25 protein-coding genes are annotated in these 24416 nt (G+C 32.9%); 8 read left to right on the top strand and 17 right to left on the bottom strand.

The window, feature by feature from the left end; translation table 11 throughout:
- From murC to mraZ, 10 genes are all read right to left on the bottom strand, one after another.
- The gene (murC, locus tag B2217_RS00845; protein WP_291066518.1) at positions 1 to 1341 is read right to left on the bottom strand and encodes a UDP-N-acetylmuramate--L-alanine ligase; all 1341 of its coding nucleotides are present in this window, start codon (positions 1339 to 1341) and stop codon (positions 1 to 3) included.
- Positions 1341 to 2447, bottom strand: coding sequence for an undecaprenyldiphospho-muramoylpentapeptide beta-N-acetylglucosaminyltransferase (gene murG, locus B2217_RS00840; RefSeq protein WP_291121973.1), 1107 nt, complete (start codon positions 2445 to 2447; stop codon positions 1341 to 1343). Before murG ends, murC begins: the two co-directional genes overlap by 1 nt.
- Positions 2419 to 3618 carry an FtsW/RodA/SpoVE family cell cycle protein gene (locus tag B2217_RS00835; protein ID WP_291066514.1) on the bottom strand — a complete coding sequence of 400 codons (1200 nt, stop codon included), beginning with the start codon at positions 3616 to 3618 and terminating at the stop codon, positions 2419 to 2421. Before B2217_RS00835 ends, murG begins: the two co-directional genes overlap by 29 nt.
- Before the next feature lie 15 nt (positions 3619 to 3633).
- The gene (gene murD / locus B2217_RS00830) at positions 3634 to 4968 is read right to left on the bottom strand and encodes a UDP-N-acetylmuramoyl-L-alanine--D-glutamate ligase (protein ID WP_291121971.1); all 1335 of its coding nucleotides are present in this window, start codon (positions 4966 to 4968) and stop codon (positions 3634 to 3636) included.
- Between the two features lie 3 nt (positions 4969 to 4971).
- On the bottom strand, positions 4972 to 6408 hold the full coding sequence (gene mraY / locus B2217_RS00825; protein ID WP_414647358.1) for a phospho-N-acetylmuramoyl-pentapeptide-transferase: 1437 nt from the start codon (positions 6406 to 6408) through the stop codon (positions 4972 to 4974).
- A 3-nt stretch (positions 6409 to 6411) separates the two neighbouring features.
- Positions 6412 to 7875: a UDP-N-acetylmuramoyl-L-alanyl-D-glutamate--2,6-diaminopimelate ligase gene (locus B2217_RS00820; RefSeq protein ID WP_180905155.1), complete on the bottom strand. Its 1464-nt coding sequence runs from the start codon at positions 7873 to 7875 to the stop codon at positions 6412 to 6414.
- Entirely contained in the window at positions 7872 to 9854 is a 1983-nt protein-coding gene (locus tag B2217_RS00815; RefSeq protein WP_038332822.1) for a penicillin-binding protein, read from the bottom strand. Before B2217_RS00815 ends, B2217_RS00820 begins: the two co-directional genes overlap by 4 nt.
- Complete coding sequence (locus tag B2217_RS00810; RefSeq protein ID WP_052217625.1) at positions 9832 to 10191, bottom strand: FtsL-like putative cell division protein; 360 nt, start codon at positions 10189 to 10191, stop codon at positions 9832 to 9834. The genes B2217_RS00815 and B2217_RS00810 overlap by 23 nt, the downstream gene beginning before the upstream one ends.
- A gap of 9 nt (positions 10192 to 10200) precedes the next feature.
- Positions 10201 to 11106: a 16S rRNA (cytosine(1402)-N(4))-methyltransferase RsmH gene (rsmH, locus tag B2217_RS00805; protein ID WP_125349647.1), complete on the bottom strand. Its 906-nt coding sequence runs from the start codon at positions 11104 to 11106 to the stop codon at positions 10201 to 10203.
- The gene (gene mraZ / locus B2217_RS00800; RefSeq protein ID WP_038332815.1) at positions 11099 to 11560 is read right to left on the bottom strand and encodes a division/cell wall cluster transcriptional repressor MraZ; all 462 of its coding nucleotides are present in this window, start codon (positions 11558 to 11560) and stop codon (positions 11099 to 11101) included. Before mraZ ends, rsmH begins: the two co-directional genes overlap by 8 nt.
- 262 nt (positions 11561 to 11822) lie before the next feature.
- Between mraZ and B2217_RS00795 the strand changes: the two genes are divergently transcribed.
- A complete protein-coding gene (locus B2217_RS00795; RefSeq protein ID WP_038332809.1) occupies positions 11823 to 12605 on the top strand; it encodes an alpha/beta fold hydrolase in 783 nt (260 codons plus the stop codon).
- 2 nt (positions 12606 to 12607) lie between these two features.
- Positions 12608 to 13240 carry a ribosome biogenesis GTP-binding protein YihA/YsxC gene (gene yihA / locus B2217_RS00790; RefSeq protein WP_084106860.1) on the top strand — a complete coding sequence of 211 codons (633 nt, stop codon included), beginning with the start codon at positions 12608 to 12610 and terminating at the stop codon, positions 13238 to 13240.
- A gap of 34 nt (positions 13241 to 13274) precedes the next feature.
- Here yihA and B2217_RS00785 read toward each other — a convergent pair whose 3' ends face one another.
- The 3 genes from B2217_RS00785 to B2217_RS00775 all read right to left on the bottom strand — a co-directional run bounded on the left by B2217_RS00785 (position 13275) and on the right by B2217_RS00775 (position 15555).
- Entirely contained in the window at positions 13275 to 13598 is a 324-nt protein-coding gene (locus B2217_RS00785; protein ID WP_180905157.1) for a hypothetical protein, read from the bottom strand.
- 40 nt (positions 13599 to 13638) lie between these two features.
- Entirely contained in the window at positions 13639 to 14061 is a 423-nt protein-coding gene (locus B2217_RS00780; RefSeq protein WP_125349650.1) for a type II 3-dehydroquinate dehydratase, read from the bottom strand.
- Between the two features lie 213 nt (positions 14062 to 14274).
- Positions 14275 to 15555 (bottom strand): replication-associated recombination protein A, encoded by a 1281-nt coding sequence (locus B2217_RS00775; RefSeq protein ID WP_180906865.1) that lies wholly within the window; start codon positions 15553 to 15555, stop codon positions 14275 to 14277.
- A 113-nt stretch (positions 15556 to 15668) separates the two neighbouring features.
- Here B2217_RS00775 and B2217_RS00770 point away from each other — a divergent pair, with 113 nt between their 5' ends.
- The 5 genes from B2217_RS00770 to mscL all read left to right on the top strand — a co-directional run bounded on the left by B2217_RS00770 (position 15669) and on the right by mscL (position 18281).
- Entirely contained in the window at positions 15669 to 16073 is a 405-nt protein-coding gene (locus tag B2217_RS00770) for a hypothetical protein (protein ID WP_115001760.1), read from the top strand.
- Between the two features lie 58 nt (positions 16074 to 16131).
- Entirely contained in the window at positions 16132 to 16638 is a 507-nt protein-coding gene (locus B2217_RS00765) for a thioredoxin family protein (protein WP_291047156.1), read from the top strand.
- 98 nt (positions 16639 to 16736) lie between these two features.
- The gene (yidD, locus tag B2217_RS00760) at positions 16737 to 16970 is read left to right on the top strand and encodes a membrane protein insertion efficiency factor YidD (RefSeq protein WP_038332792.1); all 234 of its coding nucleotides are present in this window, start codon (positions 16737 to 16739) and stop codon (positions 16968 to 16970) included.
- Positions 16970 to 17863, top strand: coding sequence for a prolipoprotein diacylglyceryl transferase (gene lgt / locus B2217_RS00755; protein ID WP_180905159.1), 894 nt, complete (start codon positions 16970 to 16972; stop codon positions 17861 to 17863). The genes yidD and lgt overlap by 1 nt, the downstream gene beginning before the upstream one ends.
- Positions 17864 to 17897: 34 nt before the next feature.
- A complete protein-coding gene (gene mscL, locus B2217_RS00750) occupies positions 17898 to 18281 on the top strand; it encodes a large conductance mechanosensitive channel protein MscL (RefSeq protein WP_180905160.1) in 384 nt (127 codons plus the stop codon).
- A gap of 75 nt (positions 18282 to 18356) precedes the next feature.
- Here mscL and B2217_RS00745 read toward each other — a convergent pair whose 3' ends face one another.
- A complete protein-coding gene (locus B2217_RS00745; protein ID WP_180905161.1) occupies positions 18357 to 20879 on the bottom strand; it encodes an outer membrane beta-barrel family protein in 2523 nt (840 codons plus the stop codon).
- 237 nt (positions 20880 to 21116) lie between these two features.
- Between B2217_RS00745 and B2217_RS00740 the strand changes: the two genes are divergently transcribed.
- Positions 21117 to 21443, top strand: a complete 327-nt coding sequence (locus B2217_RS00740) for a Spy/CpxP family protein refolding chaperone (protein WP_180905162.1) — start codon at positions 21117 to 21119, stop codon at positions 21441 to 21443.
- A 275-nt stretch (positions 21444 to 21718) separates the two neighbouring features.
- Here B2217_RS00740 and B2217_RS00735 read toward each other — a convergent pair whose 3' ends face one another.
- The 3 genes from B2217_RS00735 to B2217_RS00725 form a co-directional block, all read right to left on the bottom strand.
- A complete protein-coding gene (locus tag B2217_RS00735; RefSeq protein ID WP_180905163.1) occupies positions 21719 to 22816 on the bottom strand; it encodes a transposase in 1098 nt (365 codons plus the stop codon).
- 2 nt (positions 22817 to 22818) lie between these two features.
- Positions 22819 to 23601, bottom strand: a complete 783-nt coding sequence (locus tag B2217_RS00730; protein WP_180905164.1) for an RNA polymerase sigma factor — start codon at positions 23599 to 23601, stop codon at positions 22819 to 22821.
- A 96-nt stretch (positions 23602 to 23697) separates the two neighbouring features.
- Positions 23698 to 23862 (bottom strand): hypothetical protein, encoded by a 165-nt coding sequence (locus B2217_RS00725; RefSeq protein ID WP_180905165.1) that lies wholly within the window; start codon positions 23860 to 23862, stop codon positions 23698 to 23700.
- Positions 23863 to 24416 lie beyond the last annotated feature (554 nt).

The raw sequence follows: 24416 nt of genomic DNA, 5'->3' as shown, positions 1-24416 counted from the left end.
TTACGCTTCACTTAACCACTCTTTTATTGGTTTAACAATTGTATCAATATTTCCTGCTCCCACAGTCAATAATACATCAAAATCTTGTTTTTTGATGTTTGCTAAACTATCTTCTAATGAAGATACTATTTTTTCATTTAAATTCACCTTTTCTAGCAACCAATTTGAAGTAATTCCTTCGATTGGTAACTCTCTGGCAGGATAAATGTCTAATAAAATCAAACTATCTAACTGCGATAAACTTTGTCCAAATTCTTCTGCGAAATCTCTTGTACGCGTAAATAAGTGAGGCTGAAATACTCCCAACACTTTTTTACCTGGATAAAGTTCACGAACTGAACGAATTGCTGCATTCAATTCTGTTGGGTGATGTGCATAATCGTCGATGTAAATTTTTCCATTTGCTTCGAAACGATTAAAACGTCTTTTAACTCCAACAAAAGTTGATAAAGCTTCTTTTATTTTATCATGAGGAACTCCCATATAATCAGCAACAGCCAAAGCCGCAACCGCATTTTCCATATTGTGATGCCCTGGTAATAAAATTCCGACATCTGTCAAAGATCCATTTGGCGTTTTTACATCAAACACATAATGTCCGTCAATAATTCTTACATTGTGTGCATCGTAATCTGCGTCCAAATCCACTCCATATGTAAAAGCTCCTTCGAAAGGCAAACCTTTGTGAACAAATAATTTTTCTTCGACAATTGCTGCAAATTCTTGAAACGATTTTTTCACTTCATCACGCTCTCCATAAATATCCAAATGATCAGCATCATCACTTGTGATAATCGCTAATTTTGGAGAAAGACGTAAGAAAGAACGGTCAAACTCATCGGCTTCTGCAACTGTATATTTAGATCCATTTAGGATAATATTCGAATCGTAATTCTCTGCAATACCACCTAAAAAAGCTGTACATTCTACATTCGCAACTTTAAGAATATGTCCTAAAATAGACGAAGTCGTTGTTTTTCCGTGCGTTCCCGCAACACCAATATTGTATGTATGTTTAGTAATTTCACCTAACACTTCTGAGCGCTTCATGACTTTGAAATCATTCACTAAAAAATAATTTAGTTCTGAATGATCTTTTGGTATCGCTGGCGTATAAATTACCAACGTATTTTCTGCATTAATTCCTGCTGGAATTAACTCGATGTTATCTTCGAAATGAATATCAATTCCTTCAGCAATCAATTCAGTTGTTAACTCGGTTTGTGTTTTATCATAACCAGCAACTTCTTTTCCGATTGACTTGAAGAAACGTTCCAAAGCACTCATTCCGATTCCTCCTGCACCGATGAAATAATAATATGTTTTATCTAAAATATTCATTATAATAAATTCAATAATATATCTACAATCTCTTTTGTCGCATTCGGTTTCCCTAATTGCTTAATGTTTTGAGATAATTTATTTTTTAATTCTTCATTGTTCGCCAAAGCAATTACTTCTTTGACAAAAATTTGTTTTGCATCTGCATCTTTCACCATAATCGCTGCATCCTTCTCAACCAATGCTTGTGCATTTTTGGTTTGATGATCTTCTGCCGCTGTTGGCAATGGAAGCAAAATAGTTGCTTTTCCAACAATACACAATTCCGAAATCGCCATTGCTCCTGCACGAGAAACAATCATATCCGAAGCTGCATACGCATCTTTCATGTTATAAATAAATTCGGTTACATGAATCGTTGGATACTTATCACCAACCAAGTTTTTGATTTTTTGATAATCTAACTTTCCTGTTTGCCAAATCAATTGAACGCCACTTGCAACAAATTCGTCAAAGTTTTCTAACCAAGCATTGTTCATTGCTCTTGATCCTTGAGAACCACCAACAGATAAAATTGTTGGTTTTTCTGGATCTAATCCAAAAGCTGAAATTGCTTCTGCCTTTGACGGTAAATTTTGAAAAATCTCAGCACGAATAGGATTTCCTGTGTAATGCACTTTTTCTTGTGGAAACTGTGAAATTCCTTCGTAAGCTGTACAAATTGCACTCGCTTTATTTTTCAAAATTTTGTTGGTAACTCCTGGAAACGAATTTTGTTCTTGTAATAAAATCGGAACATTTTTACTTCCCGCTACCCACAACATTGGCCCACTTGCATAACCTCCTGTACCAACAGCTAAATCTGGCTGAAAATCTTTGTAGATTTTTTTTGCAAGACTTAAGCTTTTTATCAATTTGAAAGGGAACTTTAAATTCGCTGTCATGTTACTTCTATCAAATCCAGAAATTGGTAAACCTTTTATGTCATATCCAACTTTTGGCACTTTTTCCATTTCCATTCTTCCTTCTGCTCCAACGAACAAAATTTGTGCATCTGGCAAACGTCTTTTAATTTCGTCTGCAATTGCAATGGCTGGATAAATATGTCCACCTGTTCCTCCGCCGCTTATTAAAACTTTAGGCGATGTCTTCGATGTATTCTTCACTTAATACTTTTCTATCTTGTTCTAATTCTTCTTGCGATTTAATCTGAGTACTTACACTCAAAATTATTCCGAACGAAATACATGTCATCCAAATGGATGTTCCTCCGTAACTAATCATTGGCAATGGTTGCCCTGTTACTGGAATTAAATTAACCGCTACAGCCATGTTTACCATTGCTTGTATAATAATTGGTAAGCCCACTGCAAATACAAGTAGCGTACCAAAAACGGTATGAATTTTCGATGCGATGATACAAATCCGTATTAAAATCAGAAGGAAAATTCCAATTAATAGAATTGCACCAATTGCACCATATTCTTCTACAATAATCGCGAAGATAAAATCGGATGATGACTGAGGTAAAGTTTGTTTGAAAACACTTTTTCCTGGTCCAGCCATTTCATTCAACCCTCTTGCAATTGCAGCTTTTGCGTGTAAAACTTGATAACTTTCTAATCCAGAATCATCATTAAATTTCTCGATACGTGACATCCATGTGTGCACACGAGAATTTGTTACTAAATCTGGTCGAGATAAAGCCATCCACACAAATCCGCCACCGAGTATTAAACCTACCCCGGCAATTGTAAATAAATATTTGAATGGAAATCCACCAATAATCAATAATATTCCGCACATTCCAGCTAACATCAACGCTGTTGAACCATTAGAAGGAAAGATTAATCCTACAATTACAATAATTGGTAAGAATAATGGAACTGCTGTATTTTTCCACGTATATTCTTTGTCTCTATTTTTTGTTAAATAACGAGCTATATAAATCAACAACGCTTGCGAAGCAATCATCGAAGGCTGAATACCAATTCCAGTTCCTGGAATCGTTAACCAACGTGCAGCATTTGCACCTCCAATATTCTGTCCTTGTACAAGTGTTATTGCCAAAACTCCAGAAAGTATAACAACAGCTGTTAAAGCAAACAAACCAAACCAACGATAATCAATACGTTGTAATCCATAAATGATAAATAAACCGATTAATAAAATCACAGCGTGTTTACCTAAATGCCCAAAAATAGTACCCGATCCTACCGTATACACCAAGTTAGAACTTGCTGAATAAACAGGTAAAAACGAAAATAGTGCTAACAATAAAATGAAAGCCCAAAGCGGTTTATCGCCTTTAAAATATTTTTGTACGATGTTAGACATTGGTTGGTTGTATTATTATAATTTGCGTACGTTTTCTTTAAATTGATCTCCACGATCTTCGTATCCATTGAACAAATCGAAACTTGCACAAGCTGGTGACAAAAGAACCGTTTCTCCTTTTGTTGCTAATTTATATGATTGCTCTACACAATCTTTCATTGTATTTGTCTCAACAATTGTATCGATATATGGACTGAAAAAATCAACAATTTTTGCGTTATCAACACCCAAACAAACAATTGCTTTCACTTTCTTTTTCACGAAAGGTAAAACTTCGTTGTAATCGTTTCCTTTATCAGTTCCTCCAACAATCCAAACAACTGGCTTTGTCATACTTTCCAAAGCAAAATATGTTGCATTCACATTTGTTGCTTTAGAATCGTTGATAAAATCAATTCCTCCAATTGTCAAAACAGGCTCTAAACGATGTTCAACAGATTTGAAATCTGATAAACTCTTTTTAAGCTCCTCATTATTAATATCAATAATTTTTGCGGCTACAGCCGCAGCCAATGAGTTAGAAACATTGTGTTTTCCAATTAATCCTAAATCATTCACTAACATTGTAAAATCACCATTCGAATCGTTCACACGGAACAATTCATTGTTTGCGTATGCTTCATTTGTTGCATCCATCATTGTGAACGGTTTACGATGAGCTCGAATATCAATCTGATCAATCATCTCCATTGTTTTTGGATCATCCAAATTGTAGATAAAATAATCGTTTTCATCTTGGTTTTCAGTAATTCTGAATTTAGCCTTTGCATACAAATCAAACTGATAATTGTATTGGTCTAAATGATCTGGTGTAATGTTCAGCAAAATTGCAACATACGGTTTGAAATCTGTTTTGATATCATCTAACTGAAAACTACTTACTTCTAATACATAATAATCGAAATTGTCTTCTGCTACAGATTTTGCAAAACTTTTTCCGATGTTACCACCTAATCCTACATTTAATCCAGCTTGCTTTAGGATATGGAACATCAAACTTGTTGTTGTTGTTTTTCCATTAGATCCTGTAATCGCAATAATTTTTGCATCTGTATAACGAGACGCAAATTCAATTTCAGAAATAATTGAAATTCCTTTTTCTTCTAATTTCTGAATTAGCGCTGCTTTTTTTGGAATACCTGGACTTTTCATTACTTCATCGGCATTCAGAATTAATTCTTCTGTGTGCTGACCTTCTTCATAAGCAATTCCGCGCTCCTCCAAAAGTTGTTTATACTTCTCTTTTATTTGTCCCATGTCCGAAAGAAAAACATCAAAGTTTTCTTTCTTCGCAAGAATAGCTGTTCCTACGCCACTTTCTCCTCCTCCTAAAACGACTAATCTTTTCATTTTTTATCTAATCTTTAAGGTAATAATACTAATTACCGCTAAAATGATTCCGATGATAATTGCACGCACCACGATTTTACTTTCGTGATAACCTAACTTCTGAAAATGGTGATGTAGAGGAGACATCAAAAAGATTCTACGACCTTCACCAAATTTCTTTTTCGTGTACTTGAAATAAGACACTTGTAACATTACTGATAAACTTTCTGCGAAAAATATTCCGCATAAAATTGGTAGTAATAATTCTTTACGAACGATAANNGTAATAATCCAGAAACGAATGACGACTTGAGTTTCACGCCAACCTTTCTTTTCATAATGGTGATGCAAAGGTGCCATCAGGAATACCCGTTTATTACGCATTCTTAATGAACCGATTTGCAGGAAGACTGAAATTGCTTCCACCAGGAATACACCTGCCATAATCGCAAACACGATTTCCTGACGCACCATCACAGCAATCGTACCCAGCATTGCACCTAAAGATAACGCCCCTACATCACCCATGAACACTTGAGCTGGATAGGTATTATACCAAATAAATCCTATCAAACCTCCAAGGAAAGCTCCACAGAAAATCAAGACTTCTTCTGAACGCGGAATAAACATAATGTTCAAATAATCGGCGAACATTAAATTTCCGGAAACGAAAACAAACATCGAGATTGCTGCCATAATCACAGCCGAACTACCTGCTGCTAAACCGTCGATTCCATCTGTTAAATTTGCTCCATTCGAAACTGCTGTAATGATAAAAATTACTGCAAAAATAAAAATCGCTGCAACCGCCCATGTTGGTCGATCTTGCGCATCCATCCAAAATAAAATATCAGAATAGTTAAATTCATTTCCTTTCACGAAAGGCATTGTTGTTTCCAACGTTTTTTCTTCTGGACCAAATTTTATTTGTCGGCTGTATTCTGTTTGTTCTGTTCCTACAGGCGTTTTTACTCTATTTTCTTGATGTTTTACGGTAACTGTTGGACTGAAATAAAGCATTAATCCAACTACAACTCCAAGACCAACTTGTCCTAAAATTTTAAATTTACCTTGTAAACCTTCTTTGTTTTTTCTAAAAACTTTGATGTAATCGTCTAAAAAACCAATCACACCCAACCAAATTGTTGAAACCAACAAAATGATAATGTAAATATTATCTAATCTCGCAAAAAGTAAAGTAGGAATTAACGTTGCCAAAATGATGATTAAACCACCCATTGTTGGCGTTCCTGCTTTTTCGATTTGTCCTTTTAAACCTAAATCACGAACAATTTCTCCCATTTGTTCTTTACGTAAATAACTGATGATTCGTTTTCCGTAAAACAAACTGATGAACATTGCCAATAAAATTGCCATTCCCGCGCGGAAAGACGTGTATTGAAACATACGCGCTCCTGGAAAATGGATACCTTCTAAATAATCAAATAAATAGTATAACATTCTTTATTTGTTCAATATTTTACTCAATTCTGATGCAACTTCTACATCAGAAAAATGTGTTCTTACTCCGTTAATTTCTTGATACGTCTCGTGACCTTTTCCCGCAATCAAAATAATATCTTTTGGTTCGGCCATTTTAAGTGCTGTTTTTATAGCTTCTTTTCGATCAGTAATCTTCAAGGTGCGATTATAAAATTGCGCTTTTACACCAACTTCCATCTCACGAAGAATTTCTTCTGCATCTTCGGTTCTTGGATTATCTGATGTAAAAATGGCAAGATTAGATTTTTCGCTCGCGATATCGGCCATTTCAGGACGTTTTGTTTTATCTCGATCTCCACCACAACCTACAACTGTTATTAGTTTTTCGTTTTTGGTACGAATTCCTTCTATTGTATCCAAAACATTTTCTAACGCATCAGGTGTATGTGCATAATCCACGATTACGATAATTCCTGACTCCGTTTTGAATGTTTGAAAACGACCATCAACATTTCCTAGTGTGCTCAATGCTTTTAGAACTTCTAACTCATCTTGTCCTAAAATTGACGCTACACCAAAAACTAATAATAAATTATATGCATTGAATTGACCAATTAATGATGTCCAGAATTCTTTTCCATTGAATTCTAATTGCATTCCATCAAATTGGTGTTCAATAATTTTTCCTTTAAATTCTGCATCAGTTTTTAGCGCATACAATTTTTTCGTAGCAACTGTATTCTGAAGCATTACTTTTCCGTTTTTATCATCTGCATTCGAAATTGCCGTAGACGTTTTTGGCAAATCGTCGAAGAATTTCTTTTTTGCTTCAAGATAATTTGCAAACGTTTTGTGATAATCTAAATGATCGTGTGTGATATTCGTAAATCCAGCTACTTCGAAATGCAAACCAGCAATTCTATTTTGATGAATTCCGTGCGAAGAAACTTCCATAAAAGCAAATTCGCATCCTCTATCTACCGCTTCGCGAAACATTTTGTTCAATGTCAAAATATCTGGCGTTGTATGCGTAGACGGAATCACTTCACCATCAATTACAATTTTAATCGTCGAAATTAATGCACAAGCATAACCTAATTTTGTAAACAATTCGTACAACAAAGTTGTCGTTGTTGTTTTTCCATTCGTACCTGTAACTCCAACAAGTTTTAAATCTTTTGTTGGATTTTCATAAAAATTAGAAGCTAAAATTCCTAATGCAATCGTTGAATTTTCAACTTTCACATACGTTACTCCTTCAACTAAATTTTCTGGCAAAACTTCGCAAACAATTGCTTTAGTACCTAAACCAATCGCTTTTTCTATATACTGATGACCGTCAACTGTAACTCCATTTACAGCGACAAAAACATCATTTTTTGATACTTTTCTTGAATCAAATTGAATATTATTGACTTCAACTTTTGTTGAACCAATCGTTTCTGAGATGGAAACTTTATATAATAAATCAACTAAATTTCTCATCCTTCCAACATTAAATAAATTGTCTCACCCTTCTTAAATCTTGTTCCCGCAGGAATGGATTGATTTGTTACTTTTCCAAACCCTGAATATTGCACATCTAATCCTAAATTTTCTAATACCGGAATTGCTTTAGATCCTGTATGACCAGTCACATTTGGCACTATATTTTTAGAATTACTAACATTAATATCATCTCCTTTTTTAAACTCTTTCACCGCGTTCTTTTTTACTAAATCACGTGGCAAAGGTATGGGAGTTTTTGAATATACCCAATCGGCAATTTTCTTAAAAACCGGAGCAGTTACACTACCTCCATAAAACCCTTTGGCTGTATTTGGTTTGTGCACAACTACGATACAAGAATACTTTGGTTTTTCTGCTGGAAAATACCCTGCGAATGAAGCACGATATTGCATTCCTTTACCATCTCGCTTCCAATAATCAACACGAGCAGTACCAGTTTTACCAGCAATATCGTAATTACTATTACTAATAATACGTCCCGTTCCTTGTTCTACTGCTCCACGAAGCATTTCTTGCATCTGTTTTACATTTTCCAAAGACGTTAGTTGATCTACTAAAACGACAGGTTCAAAAACTTTATCAGGTTCACCTTTACGCGTGATTTTATCCATAAATAATGGTTTCAACATTTTACCATTATTTGCCACTGCGTTGTAAAAAGTCACAATTTGAATTGGAGTTAACTGTAAACCATATCCATAACCCATTACAGGTAACGTAATATTACTCCAAGATTTACTATCTGGACGGTGCATAATTGGACTTCCTTCTCCAAGAATATCTACTCCAAGAGGCGAAGTCATATGCCATTTATCCATTTTTTTGAAGAAAGCTTTTGGATTTTCTCCGTAGTATTTATTAATAATTTTTGCTGTACCAATGTTAGACGATTTTTTCATCACGCCATCTACAGTCAATGTTCCATAACCGTGTGTATCTGTAATCGTACGACCATAGAATTTATAACTTCCACCTCCCGTTTCTACTGTCGAATTTTTATTGATAAAACCATCATCCATTGCAGCTAGCAACGAAACCGTTTTGAAAGTAGATCCTGGCTCTGCAGCTTCACCAACCGCATAGTTATAATCGTCGATATATGTTCCATCTTTTTTGCGAGATAAATTCACAATTGCACGAACTTTCCCTGTCTGAACTTCCATCACAACAACACTTCCGTGTTGCGCTTCAAATTCAGAAAGTTGTTTGTACAAAGCATCATAAGCAACCATTTGTAAATCGGCATCTATTGTTGTGTAAACAGATGAACCTGCTTGAGGCTCTTGCTCCCAACTTTTCATTGGTTTCCATTTTCCACGTCCCATAAATTGCTCCCAACGACGACCTTCAATACCGCTTAATAAGTCAGAATAAGCTCCTTCTAATCCAACTTTTCCACGTTGATCATCGTAACCAATTGTACGAACACCAATATCTTGAACAATTAATTCTCGTTTTGATTCAGTTTCATGAATAAACCCACCTTTGTTTTGACCTTTGTTGAAGATTGGAAATTTTTTGATGCGCTGATATTGCTCATAATCCAAATCTTTCACCAACATCATGTAACGATTTTTCTTTTTACGTTCTGTAGAAAATTTGTCGTAAAAATAAGAGGGAGATTTTGTAAACATCTTACCTAAAGAATCGGCAAGATTGTGCATTTCTGTTTTGAATAATTCATCTTTGATCACCGTCAAATCCACATAAACATTGTGTTTTGTAACAGTTGTAGCCATTAATGCGCCATTAGAAGCATATAAATTACCACGTTCCGCCGTAACGGTATCTAATCTAAAGTTATTCTTTTCAGCAAAACGCTCTAATTCAACCCCTTCTACAATATTAATTCGAAACATAAAAACAATAATAAAGATGGCCCAAATCGCAAGCGCGCCGGCAAATACCCATCCTTTGATGACAATATTGTTTTTATTTTTCGCTGACTTCGTCATAAACTTTGTCTACTATATAATAAGGTTGTTTATCTGGAATTTTCAAACCATACACTGCCGTACGCTCCAAAATTTCCGTTTCTAATTGCATACGCATCAAATCGCGATGCTTATCTGTATATTGAGATTTTAAATCTTCTACTTTATCTTGCAACTCAGCGATTCGAACCACTTTTCGATCAACTAAATGCGAACTCGAAATACTCAAAAAAGCCAAACCTACCAGATACAACATAAACTTCCAGTTTTGTTCTGAGCCAGTTTTGATTAAAAACTCACCTCTCAACAAACCTGTAAAAGTTTTTTTCTCTGGTAATATTTTTTTCTTTTTTGCCATTCCTATTTATTAATCCTCATTACGAACCGCAATACGCATTTTCGCACTACGCGCTCTTGGATTTTCATTAATTTCTTCTTGCGTTGGCACAATCACCTTTGATTGTAAAGGTTTGAAAGGCGCCGACCAATTTCCAAAAACATCACGTTCAGGCTCTCCTTCAAACATTCCGTTTTTCATGTAGCGTTTTGTTAAGCGATCTTCTAACGAATGATACGAAATAATCACCAAGCGACCACCCGGTTTTATCACTTCTCCACATTGCGTCAACATCTCTTTCAATGCAGCCATTTCATCATTTGCTTCGATGCGTAATGCCTGAAACATTTGAGCGAAAAATTTATTTTCTTTCATTTTTGGAATGAATGAAAAAATCTGCTTCAATTCATCAATTGTATTGATTTGTTTATCCGCTCTTGCTTTCACAACTTCTCTCGCTAAACGATACGAACCTTGCAATTCTCCAAAATCATAAAAAACACGCGCAAGATCTTCTTCTTCGTATTCGTTAATAATTGTTTTGGCAGATAATTTTGCATTCTGATTCATTCGCATATCCAATTCTCCATCAAAGCGAGTTGAAAAACCACGTTCTGGCGTATCAAACTGATGAGAAGAAACTCCCAAATCACCCAAAACACCATCAACTTGCTTTATTCCACGAAATCTTAAATTATTTTTCAAGAATCTAAAATTTTGCTCAACTAACTCAAATCGATTATCATCAATTTTATTACGAACAGCATCTACATCTTGATCAAATGAAAATAATTTTCCATTTTGATCCAAACGACTTAATATTTCACGTGAGTGACCTCCACCCCCGAACGTACAATCTACATATATACCTGATTCGTTAATAATTAACGCATCAACACTATCTTTTAATAATACTGGATTATGATATTCACTCATCTTCTCCTAAATTTCCCATTACATCTTCTGCCAAAGAAGCAAAATCTAAATCATCTACATTAATCGACTCTTCATATTTGTCTTTATCCCAAATCTCGATCATATTTACAGAAGAATTCAGAACGACTTCTTTATTAATTTCTGCAAATTTCACTAAATCTTTTGAAATCTGTAGCCTTCCATTTGCATCAACTTCGACAATTTTTAATCCAGCCGTAAAAATTCTAATAAAATCATTGTTTTTCTTCACAAATCGATTCAATTTATTCAAATCATTCATCACTTTTTCCCATTCTTTCATTGGATGCAGTTCTAAACAATTTTGAAACACAGATCTTTTCAACACAAAGCCATCTTCCAAACATTCAGCAAGTTGTTTCTTCAAACCCGCTGGTATTGGGAGCCTACCCTTTGTATCTACCTTACACTCATATGTTCCAATTAATGAATTCATGATAGATTTTTTCCAAAAATAAAGAAAATATTACCACAAATTACCATTTTTTACCACTTTTATTGAAATAGTTATCAACAATTTAAAATTTAGTATCAGATAGTTATGTTTTTTCTAACGCAAACCCCATGTATAAAATGAGAAATAATGTTTATATAGACCTTGTTTTGATAAGTGATTAATATGGATTGTTAAAGTTTTTCATATAAACCACGAAATAAAAAATATAATTAATTAAATTTGTCGACTTAATATCGAGTAAATGTTTTTTAGCTTAAAGAAAAAAGATAAGTTCTCTTACATAGAAGAAGGAGAGGGACAACCAATTGTTTTGCTTCATGGATTAATGGGTGAACTTAGCAATTTCAGCTCACTTACAAATTATTATGCACAAAGAGGATATAAGGTTTTCGCACCAGAATTGCCATTATATTCTTTATCTGTCATCAATACTAATATCAAAAATATTGCAAAACATGTTGCAAATTTTATTGAAGAAGTCGTTAAAGAACCAGCTATTTTAGTTGGAAATTCTTTAGGAGGACATATTGGTTTGATGGTTTGTCACAGACATCCGGAATATGTAAAAGCACTTTGTTTAACAGGAAGTTCTGGTTTGTACGAAAAATCTTTTGGAGAAACTTACCCAAAACGTGGTAATTACGAATATGTAGAACGTAAAACGCGCGAAGTTTTTTACGATCCTGCTATCGCGACAAAAGAAATTGTAGATGATGTTTTTGACACTGTAAATGACAGAAATAAAGCTATCAAAACTTTATATATCGCAAGAGACGCAATCAAATCTAACATGAAAGATGATTTAAAAGACATCAAAATGCCTGTTTGTTTGATTTGGGGAAAACAAGATAATGTAACTCCACCAGAAGTTGCAATAGAATTTGAAGAAGAATTACCAGACGCTTCTTTATTTTGGATTGATAAATGCGGGCACGCTCCAATGATGGAACACCCTGAATTATTCAACGAAATTTTATACAAATGGCTAATCGAAAAACAATTAGATCCAGCCACTAAAGCATAATTATGATTAAAAAAGCTGAATTCGTAAAAAGTTCGCAAAAATATACAGATTGTCCAGATCCTTTCAAACCAGAATACGCATTTATTGGGCGTTCTAATGTTGGAAAATCGTCATTAATCAATATGTTAGCAGATAAAAAAGCATTAGCTAAAACTTCTGCAACACCAGGTAAAACTCAATTGATTAATACATTCGAAATGGATGATACTTGGTATTTAGCCGATTTACCAGGTTATGGTTTTGCTAAAGCACCAAAAGGTGTCCGTGGTGGTTTCAATAAAATGATTTATGATTACATTGAGTTTCGTAAAAACTTAGTAAATGTTTTTTTATTGATTGATTCTCGACACACGCCTCAAAAAATAGATTTACAGTTTATGGAATGGTTAGGAAACAAACAAATTCCGTTTGCGATTGTATTTACAAAATTAGATAAACTAACGAGTACACAAATGCAAAAAAACTTGAATCATTACAAAAACGAGTTATTAAAAACTTGGGAAGAATTACCAAAAATATTTACAAGTTCGGCTTCGAGTAAAATTGGTAAATTAGAAATCTTAGGCTACATTGATAGTTTGAACGAACATCTTGTAGACGAGTTTAAGAAAGAACAATACAAAAAAGAATATTAAAAAAGTCGGAACTATGTTCCGACTTTTTTGTTTATTACTCTCCTAATTCAGCAGATTTTGTTTTCAAATCATTGATACAAGGTTCTATTAATTTCATTAATCGTTCTTGTAATTCAGGTGTTGGATTATTCATTTGCATCATTTCTGTATACGTAAATTCATCCATCATTTTATCTGTCGAACAGTCACAATATTTTGTAATCAGTTCTTTTTTAGCCGCAGATATCCCTAGTGTTATTGCCGCTTGTTCACAAGCCGTCATTGCTTGAGCTTTTTGTTCTGCATTATGTTTATCAGCTTTCGAATTACAGCTAACAATGGTTAATCCAAAGATTAATCCTAAAATAATTTTCTTCATAGGTAATAGATTTTAATCTTGTTAAGATAATGACTATTAATTATTTCACAAAATCATTCACAGCTTCAACATAACCTGGTAAACCTTTTCCTGAAATAATTTTTAAACAACTTTCACCTGTTACACTATTTTTTCTAAAATCTTCGCGTGCATAAATATCCGAAATATGAACTTCTATCACTTTAGTCGTAATCGCTTTTATCGCATCTGCAATCGCATACGAATAATGCGTATACGCACCAGCATTTAAGATAATTCCGTCATATTTAAAACCTATTTCGTGCAACTTATCAATAATATCTCCTTCGTGATTTGATTGAAAATAATGCAACGAAACTTCTGGAAATTGCTTTCTCAATTCATGTTCAAAAAAATCTTCGAAAGTTTGTGTTCCATAAATTTCTGGTTCGCGAACGCCAAGTAAATTTAAATTAGGTCCGTTTATAATTTGTATTTGTTTCATTTTCTTTATTTTATAAATATAAATCTCTTTTTTAGATCGAAAAAGTTTAATTTTTTCTTTTTTTTAATCAATTTTTTACTTTTTATTAAGTTTTGGCACAAACCTTGTATATATACAATTACCAACCTATTATCATATAAACCAATCTAAACCAAAAAAATCAACCAAACCTTAAAATCTCAGTTAACAAATGATTAACTGGGATTTTTAATTTTAGTACCCATACTTTCCCTTCCACTTTTGATTGAGCGATTGTTTATCCACTTGCTCTCGCTTATTATTTCCTGGCTCATAAAAAGTCGTCCCCGAAATTTCATTTGGTAAAAATTCTTGCTCAGCAAAATTTCCTGGAAAATCGTGCGAATATTTATATTCTTTTCCATAATCCAAATCTTTCATCAACTTAGTTGGTGCGTTTCGTAAATGCAACGGAACAGGTAAATCGCCCGTTTGTTTAACGATTTGTTGCGCTTTACCAATCGCTAAATAAGTCGCATTACTTTTTGGAGAATTCGCCAAATAAACCGCACATTGGCTCAATAAAATACGAGATTCTGGATAACCAATCACCGAAACAGCTTGAAATGTATTATTCGCCAAAATCATTGCAGTTGGATTTGCATTTCCCACATCTTCAGAAGCCGAAATCAACATTCGTCGCGCAATAAATTTCAAATCTTCACCACCTTCAATCATTCGAGCCAACCAATAAACCGCTCCATTCGGATCTGAACCACGAATCGATTTGATAAAAGCGGAAATAATATCGTAATGCTGTTCACCCGTTTTATCATAACGCGCTAAATTTTGCTGAATACGTTCATGTACAATTTCATCGTTGATGATGATTTTATCTGTTGGAGAAAAACTATTAATCACCAACTCCAAACCATTCAACAGTTTTCTTGCATCACCACCCGAATATCTTAATAATGCATTTGTTTCAACTAATTCAATATTTAATTTAGATAAAACCTTATCTTTTTCTATAGCTCGTTCGATTAAATCAACTAAATCTTCTTTTTCGAGATGTTTCAACACATAAACTTGCGCACGCGAAAGCAAAGCTGGAACAACTTCGAAACTTGGATTTTCGGTTGTTGCTCCAATCAAAGTCACCAAACCAGTTTCTACCGCTCCCAACAAACTGTCTTGCTGTGATTTATTGAAACGATGAATTTCATCTATAAATAAAATCGGATTTTTCGTTCCCGAAAACAAATTTTGATTCTTTGCTTTTTCAATTACTTCACGCACTTCTTTCACACCAGAATTTATGGCGCTCAACGTATAAAATGGTCGATCAGTCAATTCGGAAATTAATTGTGCAAGTGTCGTTTTTCCTGTTCCTGGCGGTCCCCAAAAAATCATCGAAGCAATCATATCATGTTGCAACATCATTTTTATTGGTCCGTTTTCGCCCACCAAATGCTTTTGATTAATGTATTCTTCAAGCGTTTTTGGACGCATTCTTTCAGCTAAAGGCGCATTCATAAAATCTTGTTTAGATTTCAAAGTTAGGGAATGTTTTGTCAAAATGAATGATTTTTTGGACGACATATTTTGGCATTTAGATTTATTTTCTTTGTGTTAGAATAAAAATTAAAATGATGAAGAAAGCGTTAGAATGTGCTTTAATTTTAACAAGAAAGCACCAACTTTTGGGTGATAAAATTGCTTTATCAACTGATTATTTGAAAAAGATTGAACTAAAAGATAAACAATCAGAAATCAATAAACAAATGATTGAGTTTTTGGTCGAATTGCAAGAATTTGTCGAATTTATCAGAGTTAATCAAGAACTTAGATTGATGTATGTTGAATTGGTGAATTATTATTTCACGCAAATTCATCATCAAATTAATTTTTATGAAATTGAATTGGATCGTTTAGAATTTGAATCAAAATTCTCTATCAATATGATTAATCAATTTAATCAAAACGAAAAAAATAATGAAATAAATTCGGTTCAAGAAAAACTAAATTTATATTACACGATTATTAATTCGTAGAAAAACGTTTTCGGCATAATTTTTTATTGTAAATTCGACTTAATATTTAGAATTTGAAATGAAAAAATTAACTATGTTTTTTAGCTTAATGATTTTGTCATTAAGTTTTGCATTTGGTCAACAAACAGAAAAACCAAAAATTTATAGCGAAGAAGCAAATCCGAAAGTAGATATTGCGAATGCGGTGCAAAAAGCTTCTGCTGAAAAGAAACACGTTTTATTGCAAATTGGTGGAAATTGGTGCGCTTGGTGTATTATGTTTGATAAATTGACGAAAGAAAATCAAGAAGTAAAAGATTATATCGCGAATAATTATGAAGTGGTTCATGTAAATTATTCTCCAAAAAATAAAAACGAAGAAACGTTAGCTGCATTGAAACACCCAGAGCGTTTTGGATTTCCTGTTTTTGTAATTTTAGATGAGAAAGGAAATTTAATTCACACACAAAACTCAGCTTATCTTGAAAGCAAAGAAGTGAAAGGACACGATCCGAAAGTTGTGTTAGAATTTTTACAAAACTGGTCTTACAAAGCATTAGATCCAGCGAGTTATACTAAAAAATAATCTGCGTTAAGCACGTATCGTATAGAGAATCAATCTGCAAAAGCATAAACTTTTTAGATTGATTCTTTTTTATTTCGGTTATTGATTAACTTTGCAAGATGAACAAAATTTTGGTTACACCATTTATTCTGTTGGTAAGATTTTATCAATTAGCAATTTCTCCTTGGATGGGAAGTAATTGTAGATTTCAACCAACTTGCTCTTCTTACATGATAGAGGCGTTAAAAGAACATGGTTTACTGAAAGGTTTGTGGCTCGGAACAAAAAGAATTGGTCGCTGTCATCCTTGGGGAGGACATGGATACGACCCTGTACCTAAAAAGAAAAATTAATGATTAACTTAATTTCGTTTATCGATTGGGATCCAAAACCTTATTTATTTGAAATAGCAGGATTCAAAGTACATATTTACAGTTTATGTTGGATAGTTGCCTTTGTCGTAGGTTGGTATTTGATGTCGAACATTTTCAAGAAAGAAAATCAGAAAAAAGAATTACTTGATCCTTTATTCCTTTACACATTTATTGGAGCAATTGTAGGTGCAAGACTTGGAGAATATATTTTTTATGATCCAGCAGCGTTTATCGAACGACCAATCGAAGTTTTCTTACCTGTACAACATTCACCAGGACAAAGTGCTTTCTTTGGTCTATTACAAGATTACGAATTTGTAGGATTTAGTGGACTTGCAAGTCACGGAGCAGCATTGGGTGTAATTTTAACTTCCTATTTATTTAGTAGAAAATATTTGCATCGCAATGTATTATGGTTATTAGACCGTATTGCTGTTGTTGTTCCTTTTGGTGGAGCTGCGGTTCGAATTGGAAACTTTTACAACTCAGAAATTGTAGGAAAGGCATCAGAATTACCTTGGGCAGTAAAATTTCATCAACAAAGTTTGGGATATGGAGAAGTAATCCCTCGTCATCCAGCTCAAATTTATGAAGCAATAGGGTATGTTATCTTAGGAATTATCATGCTTTATATGTACAACAAAACAGACAAGAGAAAATATTTAGGAGCCTTGTTAGGCGTATTCTTATTTTTATTATTTTTAATACGATTTGTTGTTGAGTTCTATAAAGAAAATCAAGGTGAAGAAGCTGTTGCTCAAATGTTGAATATAGGATTAAACAATGGTCAAATCTTAAGTATTCCTTTTATGTTAATCGGTTTATACTTATTTATCTCTTCTAAAAATAGATTAGATACCAATCAACCTTAGAATTATTATAAACTTAGAAATAAATTTTAAACTTATGGGATTTTTTAAAGAATTTAAAGAGTTTGCAGTAAAAGGTAACGTAGTAGATTTAGCTGTCGGTGTAGTTATCGGTGGTGCCTTTGGTAAAATTGTTACTTCTTTAGTTGAAGATATCATTACGCCAGCCATTTTAAATCCAGCCTTGAAAGCTATTAACGCTGAAAATTTAGCTGCATTAGTAATACCAGGGACTGCAATTAAATATGGTAGCTTTTTAGCTGCTGCTATTTCTTTTATAGTTGTTGCATTTGCTTTATTCGTAATGATTAAAGGAATTAACAAATTGAAAAAAGAAGCTCCTGCTGAAGAACCAGTACCTGCAGGACCAACACAAGAAGAATTATTGGCTGAAATTCGTGATTTGTTAAAAAACAAATAATCATTTTTCGAACAATTAATAAAACAAAAAAGGATCGCAATTGCGATCCTTTTTTTATCGATTATTTTCAAACTACTAAGAAGCTGATTGCATTTGCATTTCTTCTCCACCTCCCATTTCTTCTCCATTTGAACGTTGTTGTTTACCACGTTGCTCTTTCTCGTTTGTATTTTTGAAACGATACGTAAATGAAAGGTTAATAGAGCGTTTCATCCAACGCATACTTTGATAGTTTTCTGATTCTTCGTAGAAAGTTGTTTGCTCTCTTTTACGAGAATTGAATACATCACGAATATTTAATGTTAATGAAGCTCTCTTTTTCAATAAATCTTTTGATAAAGATAAATCCATTGATAAGTTATCTTCTGTTTTTTGTTGAGCAGTTTTCATTCCTCCCATATAATTACCTGCGATTTGTAATTTTAAATCAGCTGGTAAAATAAAGTTTGATGATAAACGTCCACGAGAACTAAATCCATCTCCTTTGAAACTTTGTGTAAATTCTTTCGACTCTGTAACTCCTGTATCTGGATTTAAATAATCTGAAATTGTTGCTGAGTAAGAACCTGTTCTATTGTATCCAAATAAGTTGACATTAAACATTAAATTCCACCATTTGAAAGGACGATAAGTAGCAGTTAAATCTAAACCATAACGATCTTCATTTCCTGCATTAACTGGCATTGTTTCGAATGCTTGATTATATGGTTTTAAAGGATTTCCTGACTCTATATAATTATATGTTTGGAAATCATTAATCACATCAGTTGTTCTTTGGTAGAATAAACTTGGTGTCACCATCAATTTACCAACTGTTGCGATATACGATAATTCAAATGAATTAGTATATGTTGGATTAAGATCTGGATTACCACGACGAACATCTAATGCATTTACACTAGAAAAATATGGCATCAACATGAATCCCATTGGACGACGAACACGACGAGAATAGCTTAATTGCATCTCATTTTTATCTGTCAATTTATAATTCAATGTTAATGTTGGGAATAAATCTGTATATTTTTTTGAGATTGTATTTCCTTCTGAATGATTTGCAATTTCCATATCAGAACTTTCTACACGTAAACCTGCAAAGTATTGGAATTTTTCTCCAATTGCATTTCCATATTGCACATATCCAGCGTAAACATTTTGTTGATTGTCAATATCAGCCAAGAAAGCTTTATTTGGAGTTTCTGTTCCGTACGTATTAATTGTATTATTTCCACTATTTGTTTTTGTATCGCTTAAATCAACACGTGCACCTAGTTCAAATTTCCCTTTTTCTCCAATTGGACGAACATAATCTGCTGTAAAAACTGCAGAATTTTGAGTTTCTAAACTATATGTTCTTTCATTTCCTGTCAATACATCACTTGCATTTAAATTACGAATAATTCCATTTTCGTCTTCTTTTTGGTACGAGTAACGTCCTGTAAAAGTAAACTCATGTCCTTTTGTATCAAAAGCGTGTTTGTAGTTAAAATCCGCATCAAAACTTTTTTCTAACTCTTTTTCATTTTCGATACGAGCAGTTTTATCTGTTTGATTCCATAATGCATCATAATAATAGTATCTAACATCATTAATATTATTTCCATTATTGTAACGATATCCTGCAGAAGCTCCTAATGTATTTTTATCATCTAAATAATATTCACCTCCTAAACGTGCATTATAGTTTCTACGAATTCTATTGTTGTTCGTATCTGTTTTTCTATAATCAGAAATAATTCCATTCGGATAGTTTGTTGTCAAAGCATTCCCTTCTCCTTCTCTATCCATATAACGTGTACCTAAAGTAGTATAGATGTTATATTTTTTTGTTTTGTAGTTCAAGTTTACGTTTCCTCCAACCATTTTAGGAATTCCTCCATTTAACGTTACAGAACCATTAAAACCTGTATTAGAACCTTTCTTTAAAACAATATTGATAATCCCTGCAGAACCAGAAGCCTCGTAACGTGCAGAAGGATTTGTCACCAATTCGATACGCTCAACATTTTCGGCCGGAATATTTTTTAAAGCTTCTGCTACATCAGAAACACCTAACATTCCCGAAGGTTTTCCATCAATCAAAAACTTTACATTATCATTCCCTCTTAATGAAACGTTTCCTTGTGCATCTACAGAAACCGATGGTACATTTGCTAAAGCATCAGACAATGTTTGACCTTGCGACATTGGATCATTCGCCATATCATATACTTTCTTGTCCAATTCTACCTTATAAATTGGTTTTTCCGCTGTTACAACTGCTGCTCCCAATGATACAGTTTGCGTTGTTTTTACAGTAAAAGTACCTAGATCTAATGCAGACTCTAAATTAACTTGTTTTTCTATTACATCGTATCCCAATGGCTCAATCACAATAACATATTGTCCTGCCTTTGCTTCTACTGTAAATTCTCCTTTTGCATCCGTTGCCGCTTCTGCCACAACTCCATCTTCCGAGCTTTCAAGCGATATTGTAGTATATTCTACAGGCTTGTTTTCACTTGATAAGACTTTCCCTTTAATTTTTAAAAGCTCTTGCGCATTCAATCCTGCACAAACACAAATAAAAATCAAAGCAAATAAACTTCTTAACCTCATTTGTTTAATTTTTCGTTTTGTAGTTTTATAATTTTACAACTTGTTTGACAATCCTTTTTGGAAAAGGTTTAATCGATTTCAAAAATAATTTCAAAAAATATTGGTCGATAATTCGTCTCAAATGTTACATCTTTTAAAAGATTTCATCATTACCGAAAAATTTTAACATTTATCATTTTAAACCTTTTTATTTTTTTGAAGTCTTAAGAATAAATAAAACAAAAAAAGTTGATAATTATGAGAACAGCATTTTATAAATATGTAGGATTAGGATTAATTGCTTTCACTTTAACAACTGCTTCAGCGCAAGACAGAAATGAAGGATCAAGAGAGCAGAAATTACAACAATTAAAAAAAGATTTGAACTTGACAGATGCTCAAGTCATCAAAATCAAACAAATTGAAGACAGCTACAAAGACGAAAAAATTGAATTGAAACGAAAAATGAAAGAAGTTCGTGAAAAAGAATTTAATGAAATCAATGCTGTTTTTACGCCAGAACAAAAAGCAACATTGAAAGAATTGCACGCCAAAAAACATCAAAATAAAAAAGGAGCTAATTAATAGCTCCTTTTTTATTTTAATAATTATTGTAACTTAATACGTTTATGCTTTTGTATAAAGCAACTGTATTACCATCACAATTCTAAGTTAGAAAAATAATTACATACATTCTACTGCCATTATGTTGCCTTTATCCTGCCTTTATGTTGGGAGTATCTAGCAAGTTTCAATAAAATCTAAAAAATCCCCCCGTTTTGTATATGTTATTCACATTTGATGAGCGTTAACAATTACCTCACCCTATGGGTGTACAAATCACCCTCCGAAATTATGGTTTAAGCTGTTACAAGCTCAATACCTGCTTTATCAGCTTTATATTTTATTTTATTTATGAGCTCATAATAGCTCCAGTTTCTTAAGACAAATCTTTCTTCTTTGGCTATTTCTATTTTTTCTTCTTGATCTAGAATAACTATCGTTCCTGCTTTTTTTTCAACGCAAAAATCAATTAACATTCTACTGTAAACATGTAGCCGATGATGAACATATTTACTCTCTGTATTTTGTAATTTTTTTGCTATTTTTAATTTTCTTGCTTTTCCTTTCCCTCCTTTGCAATAAGGCACTCCTTCTAGTATTCTTTTACGAGAAGCTTGTATCGCTAATCTTCTGTACAAAAATTCTTCTTTGCTACCAATGGTAAGTTGAGATCTCCCTATTTTTACAACCAACGGATATTCCAACGACAAGGAAACTTCTGCAATAATATCGGGTTGTAATTGATTTTTTTCTTTTTCAATTTCTACAGTGAATACCCAAAATATTTTATTTTTTTCTAATTTAATATGCGATCTACAAATTCTAATTTCTTTACTTACTATTTGCTCCAATAGCTTATAATTATCAATATAATCTCTTCCAAGATACGTTTTAAAAGGTATTTTATAAAGTTTAAAATAAATGTATTTTTTATCTGTATCATACGAGAATTTACTTATCCTCGCTATATTAAAAGGAATTGCTATATCTCGTTTAAAAATTTTTAATGAAAGTTCACCTTTCCAATACCTGACACAATCCTTCTTGAAGGATAGGTATAACGTATTCATCAAACTAGACAATATATACATTGGAACTTCGTCCTTAAAACGTTTTGAGAGTACACGATAAATGGTAGTCGACCGTGAACATTTGAGTATACCATCTTCATCTTTGTTTTCGTCTACTAATTTATATTTGATTCCGTCAGAGAAATAAAAAAAATCTTTCACCATTTCTTGCACATACAAATGAGAAACAATCAAATTAGCCGCTATAAAACATCTATTTTGCCATTTATAAAGCGTACTCAAAACTTCTTTTCGTTCTTCTTGAGTCGGTAAATCAGTAATTAGCTGTATTTTACGTGTTAAAAAAACTGTAGAATTTTCCATATTTAGTTATTTAGGGGGGTAAACTTATTTTGTTGAGACAATTTATAAGCAACTACAAATTCATTGTGCACTTCTTTCTGAGAAAGTTCTAATGTCTGAGCAATGGTTGTAAACGATTGTTTCTTCTCGAATCGAAGTTTTAAAATCAACGATTGTTTTTCGGTCATTTGATTTTGTTCCTTTTCCTTAGAAACTATTTTCTTTTTAGACACTAATACATCATGACTATTTATAAGGTTCTTAAGATCCTCTATTGCACTTTTAATCTCCTTACTCGTTTCTGAAACTCTTTTTCCCATTGCATTGGCAATCGCTTTGTATCTGAATCCATATTTCAAGCAGAGTTCAATCAAATGTTTTCTTTCACCACTTAATAAGGGTAATATTTTTCTAATTTCTTCATAATGTTGGTCATGTATTACTTTATCCTTTATGTTTTCTGCAACCTCTAACGGATCGTATCCAGTCAAATAACTATCATAATTCTCGTAACTATCTAATGAATGCACCGACCTAAAAAATATATTTTTAGAACTCTTATAATGAGAATAACAACTGTGTTTCAATACAAGTCGCGTGAAATAAAAGATATGTTCAGGTCTTTCTATGTTATCTCGATATTCCCATAATCTAAGAAAAGCATCTTGTACCAAACATTCTACAACAAATTCATCCGTAATTATTTGTTTACCAATCCAAAAAAGTAGTCTTTTATGTCGTGAATAGATTTGCTCCAAAGCTTTTGGATCGCCTTTTTTCAATAATTCATATTCTTTTTCTAGCATAATAAAGGTGGTTTTAATTATGTTTTACGTGATGCGTATTACGTTATACGTTTTTTCATAGTTTTTTAATTCAACATTAGTTTTAAAAGTCACTCCTTACCCTGTACATCGCGCCAACTTTGTTTTTAGGAAAGGGGTTTTTGTTTTTGTTTTTTCTTTATTTTCATTTTTTTGCTCATCCAAAAAACATTTGAAATTAAAAAGAGAAGCCATAGTATGGCTTAGGTATTCCTTTTCTTTAATGTCACTTTTTTTATTCATTGAACATCTATTTTAATTATTGGTATTCATATGCCCTTCGGGGAACAGTCAAAAAAACTAACGAAAAAAGACTTGGCTGTAAACCTCTCTACTAAAAATGTTCTCATTCCACTAAAGATTTTACAAACCCTACGGGCTAAAACCTTTTTAACGCTCCATTTAACCATTTTCTTAACGTGAGAGTTTTAATACCAGTTTATTCATCCTTTTTCAATATTCAAATTCGTTATCTCTTTCAAGAACGAATTCCAAAACCGTCATTGCTGAAAAGTCGAGTGTCAATTCGGCGTAAGGAGCGTTAAAAATGATTTACTGTTCGCATTTTATATGCGAATGATTTAAAGCATTTAGCGAATAGCCATTATTGACCGACTTGTAAGCACAGACTTGACTTTTTTGGTTCGTTTTTGTGTCAAGACAAAAATGAATGTGAAATCCTTTCTATCACTTTTTTATTCATGGTCTTTATTATTTTATGAATATTGAATTCATATACCTTTCAGGGAAGAGAGCAAAAAAGTAATCAAAAAACTCTTGTCTTTGATTTTCGACGG

The sequence above is a fragment of the Empedobacter sp. UBA7620 genome (assembly GCF_002484185.1).
Classification (GTDB): domain Bacteria; phylum Bacteroidota; class Bacteroidia; order Flavobacteriales; family Weeksellaceae; genus Empedobacter; species Empedobacter falsenii_C.
The sequence above is the reverse complement of the archived record's forward strand: the minus strand, read 5'-3'. Positions and strand labels throughout refer to the sequence as shown.

Excerpts from the sequence above, each read along its gene's own strand:
- B2217_RS00820 (WP_180905155.1), bottom strand. The coding sequence starts at position 7,875 with ATGAGAAATTTAGTTGATTTATTATATAAAGTTTCCATCTCAGAAACG.
- B2217_RS00795 (WP_038332809.1), top strand. The coding sequence starts at position 11,823 with ATGTTTTTTAGCTTAAAGAAAAAAGATAAGTTCTCTTACATAGAAGAA.
- B2217_RS00835 (WP_291066514.1), bottom strand. The coding sequence starts at position 3,618 with ATGTCTAACATCGTACAAAAATATTTTAAAGGCGATAAACCGCTTTGG.
- mscL (WP_180905160.1), top strand. The coding sequence starts at position 17,898 with ATGGGATTTTTTAAAGAATTTAAAGAGTTTGCAGTAAAAGGTAACGTA.
- B2217_RS00775 (WP_180906865.1), bottom strand. The coding sequence starts at position 15,555 with ATGAATGCGCCTTTAGCTGAAAGAATGCGTCCAAAAACGCTTGAAGAA.
- B2217_RS00745 (WP_180905161.1), bottom strand. The coding sequence starts at position 20,879 with ATGAGGTTAAGAAGTTTATTTGCTTTGATTTTTATTTGTGTTTGTGCA.
- yidD (WP_038332792.1), top strand. The coding sequence starts at position 16,737 with ATGAACAAAATTTTGGTTACACCATTTATTCTGTTGGTAAGATTTTAT.
- rsmH (WP_125349647.1), bottom strand. The coding sequence starts at position 11,106 with ATGAGTGAATATCATAATCCAGTATTATTAAAAGATAGTGTTGATGCG.
- B2217_RS00770 (WP_115001760.1), top strand. The coding sequence starts at position 15,669 with ATGATGAAGAAAGCGTTAGAATGTGCTTTAATTTTAACAAGAAAGCAC.
- B2217_RS00815 (WP_038332822.1), bottom strand. The coding sequence starts at position 9,854 with ATGACGAAGTCAGCGAAAAATAAAAACAATATTGTCATCAAAGGATGG.
- B2217_RS00810 (WP_052217625.1), bottom strand. The coding sequence starts at position 10,191 with ATGGCAAAAAAGAAAAAAATATTACCAGAGAAAAAAACTTTTACAGGT.
- murD (WP_291121971.1), bottom strand. The coding sequence starts at position 4,968 with ATGAAAAGATTAGTCGTTTTAGGAGGAGGAGAAAGTGGCGTAGGAACA.
- B2217_RS00725 (WP_180905165.1), bottom strand. The coding sequence starts at position 23,862 with ATGAATAAAAAAAGTGACATTAAAGAAAAGGAATACCTAAGCCATACT.
- B2217_RS00765 (WP_291047156.1), top strand. The coding sequence starts at position 16,132 with ATGAAAAAATTAACTATGTTTTTTAGCTTAATGATTTTGTCATTAAGT.
- mraZ (WP_038332815.1), bottom strand. The coding sequence starts at position 11,560 with ATGAATTCATTAATTGGAACATATGAGTGTAAGGTAGATACAAAGGGT.
- B2217_RS00740 (WP_180905162.1), top strand. The coding sequence starts at position 21,117 with ATGAGAACAGCATTTTATAAATATGTAGGATTAGGATTAATTGCTTTC.
- B2217_RS00785 (WP_180905157.1), bottom strand. The coding sequence starts at position 13,598 with ATGAAGAAAATTATTTTAGGATTAATCTTTGGATTAACCATTGTTAGC.
- B2217_RS00730 (WP_180905164.1), bottom strand. The coding sequence starts at position 23,601 with ATGCTAGAAAAAGAATATGAATTATTGAAAAAAGGCGATCCAAAAGCT.
- yihA (WP_084106860.1), top strand. The coding sequence starts at position 12,608 with ATGATTAAAAAAGCTGAATTCGTAAAAAGTTCGCAAAAATATACAGAT.
- B2217_RS00780 (WP_125349650.1), bottom strand. The coding sequence starts at position 14,061 with ATGAAACAAATACAAATTATAAACGGACCTAATTTAAATTTACTTGGC.
- lgt (WP_180905159.1), top strand. The coding sequence starts at position 16,970 with ATGATTAACTTAATTTCGTTTATCGATTGGGATCCAAAACCTTATTTA.
- murC (WP_291066518.1), bottom strand. The coding sequence starts at position 1,341 with ATGAATATTTTAGATAAAACATATTATTATTTCATCGGTGCAGGAGGA.
- B2217_RS00735 (WP_180905163.1), bottom strand. The coding sequence starts at position 22,816 with ATGGAAAATTCTACAGTTTTTTTAACACGTAAAATACAGCTAATTACT.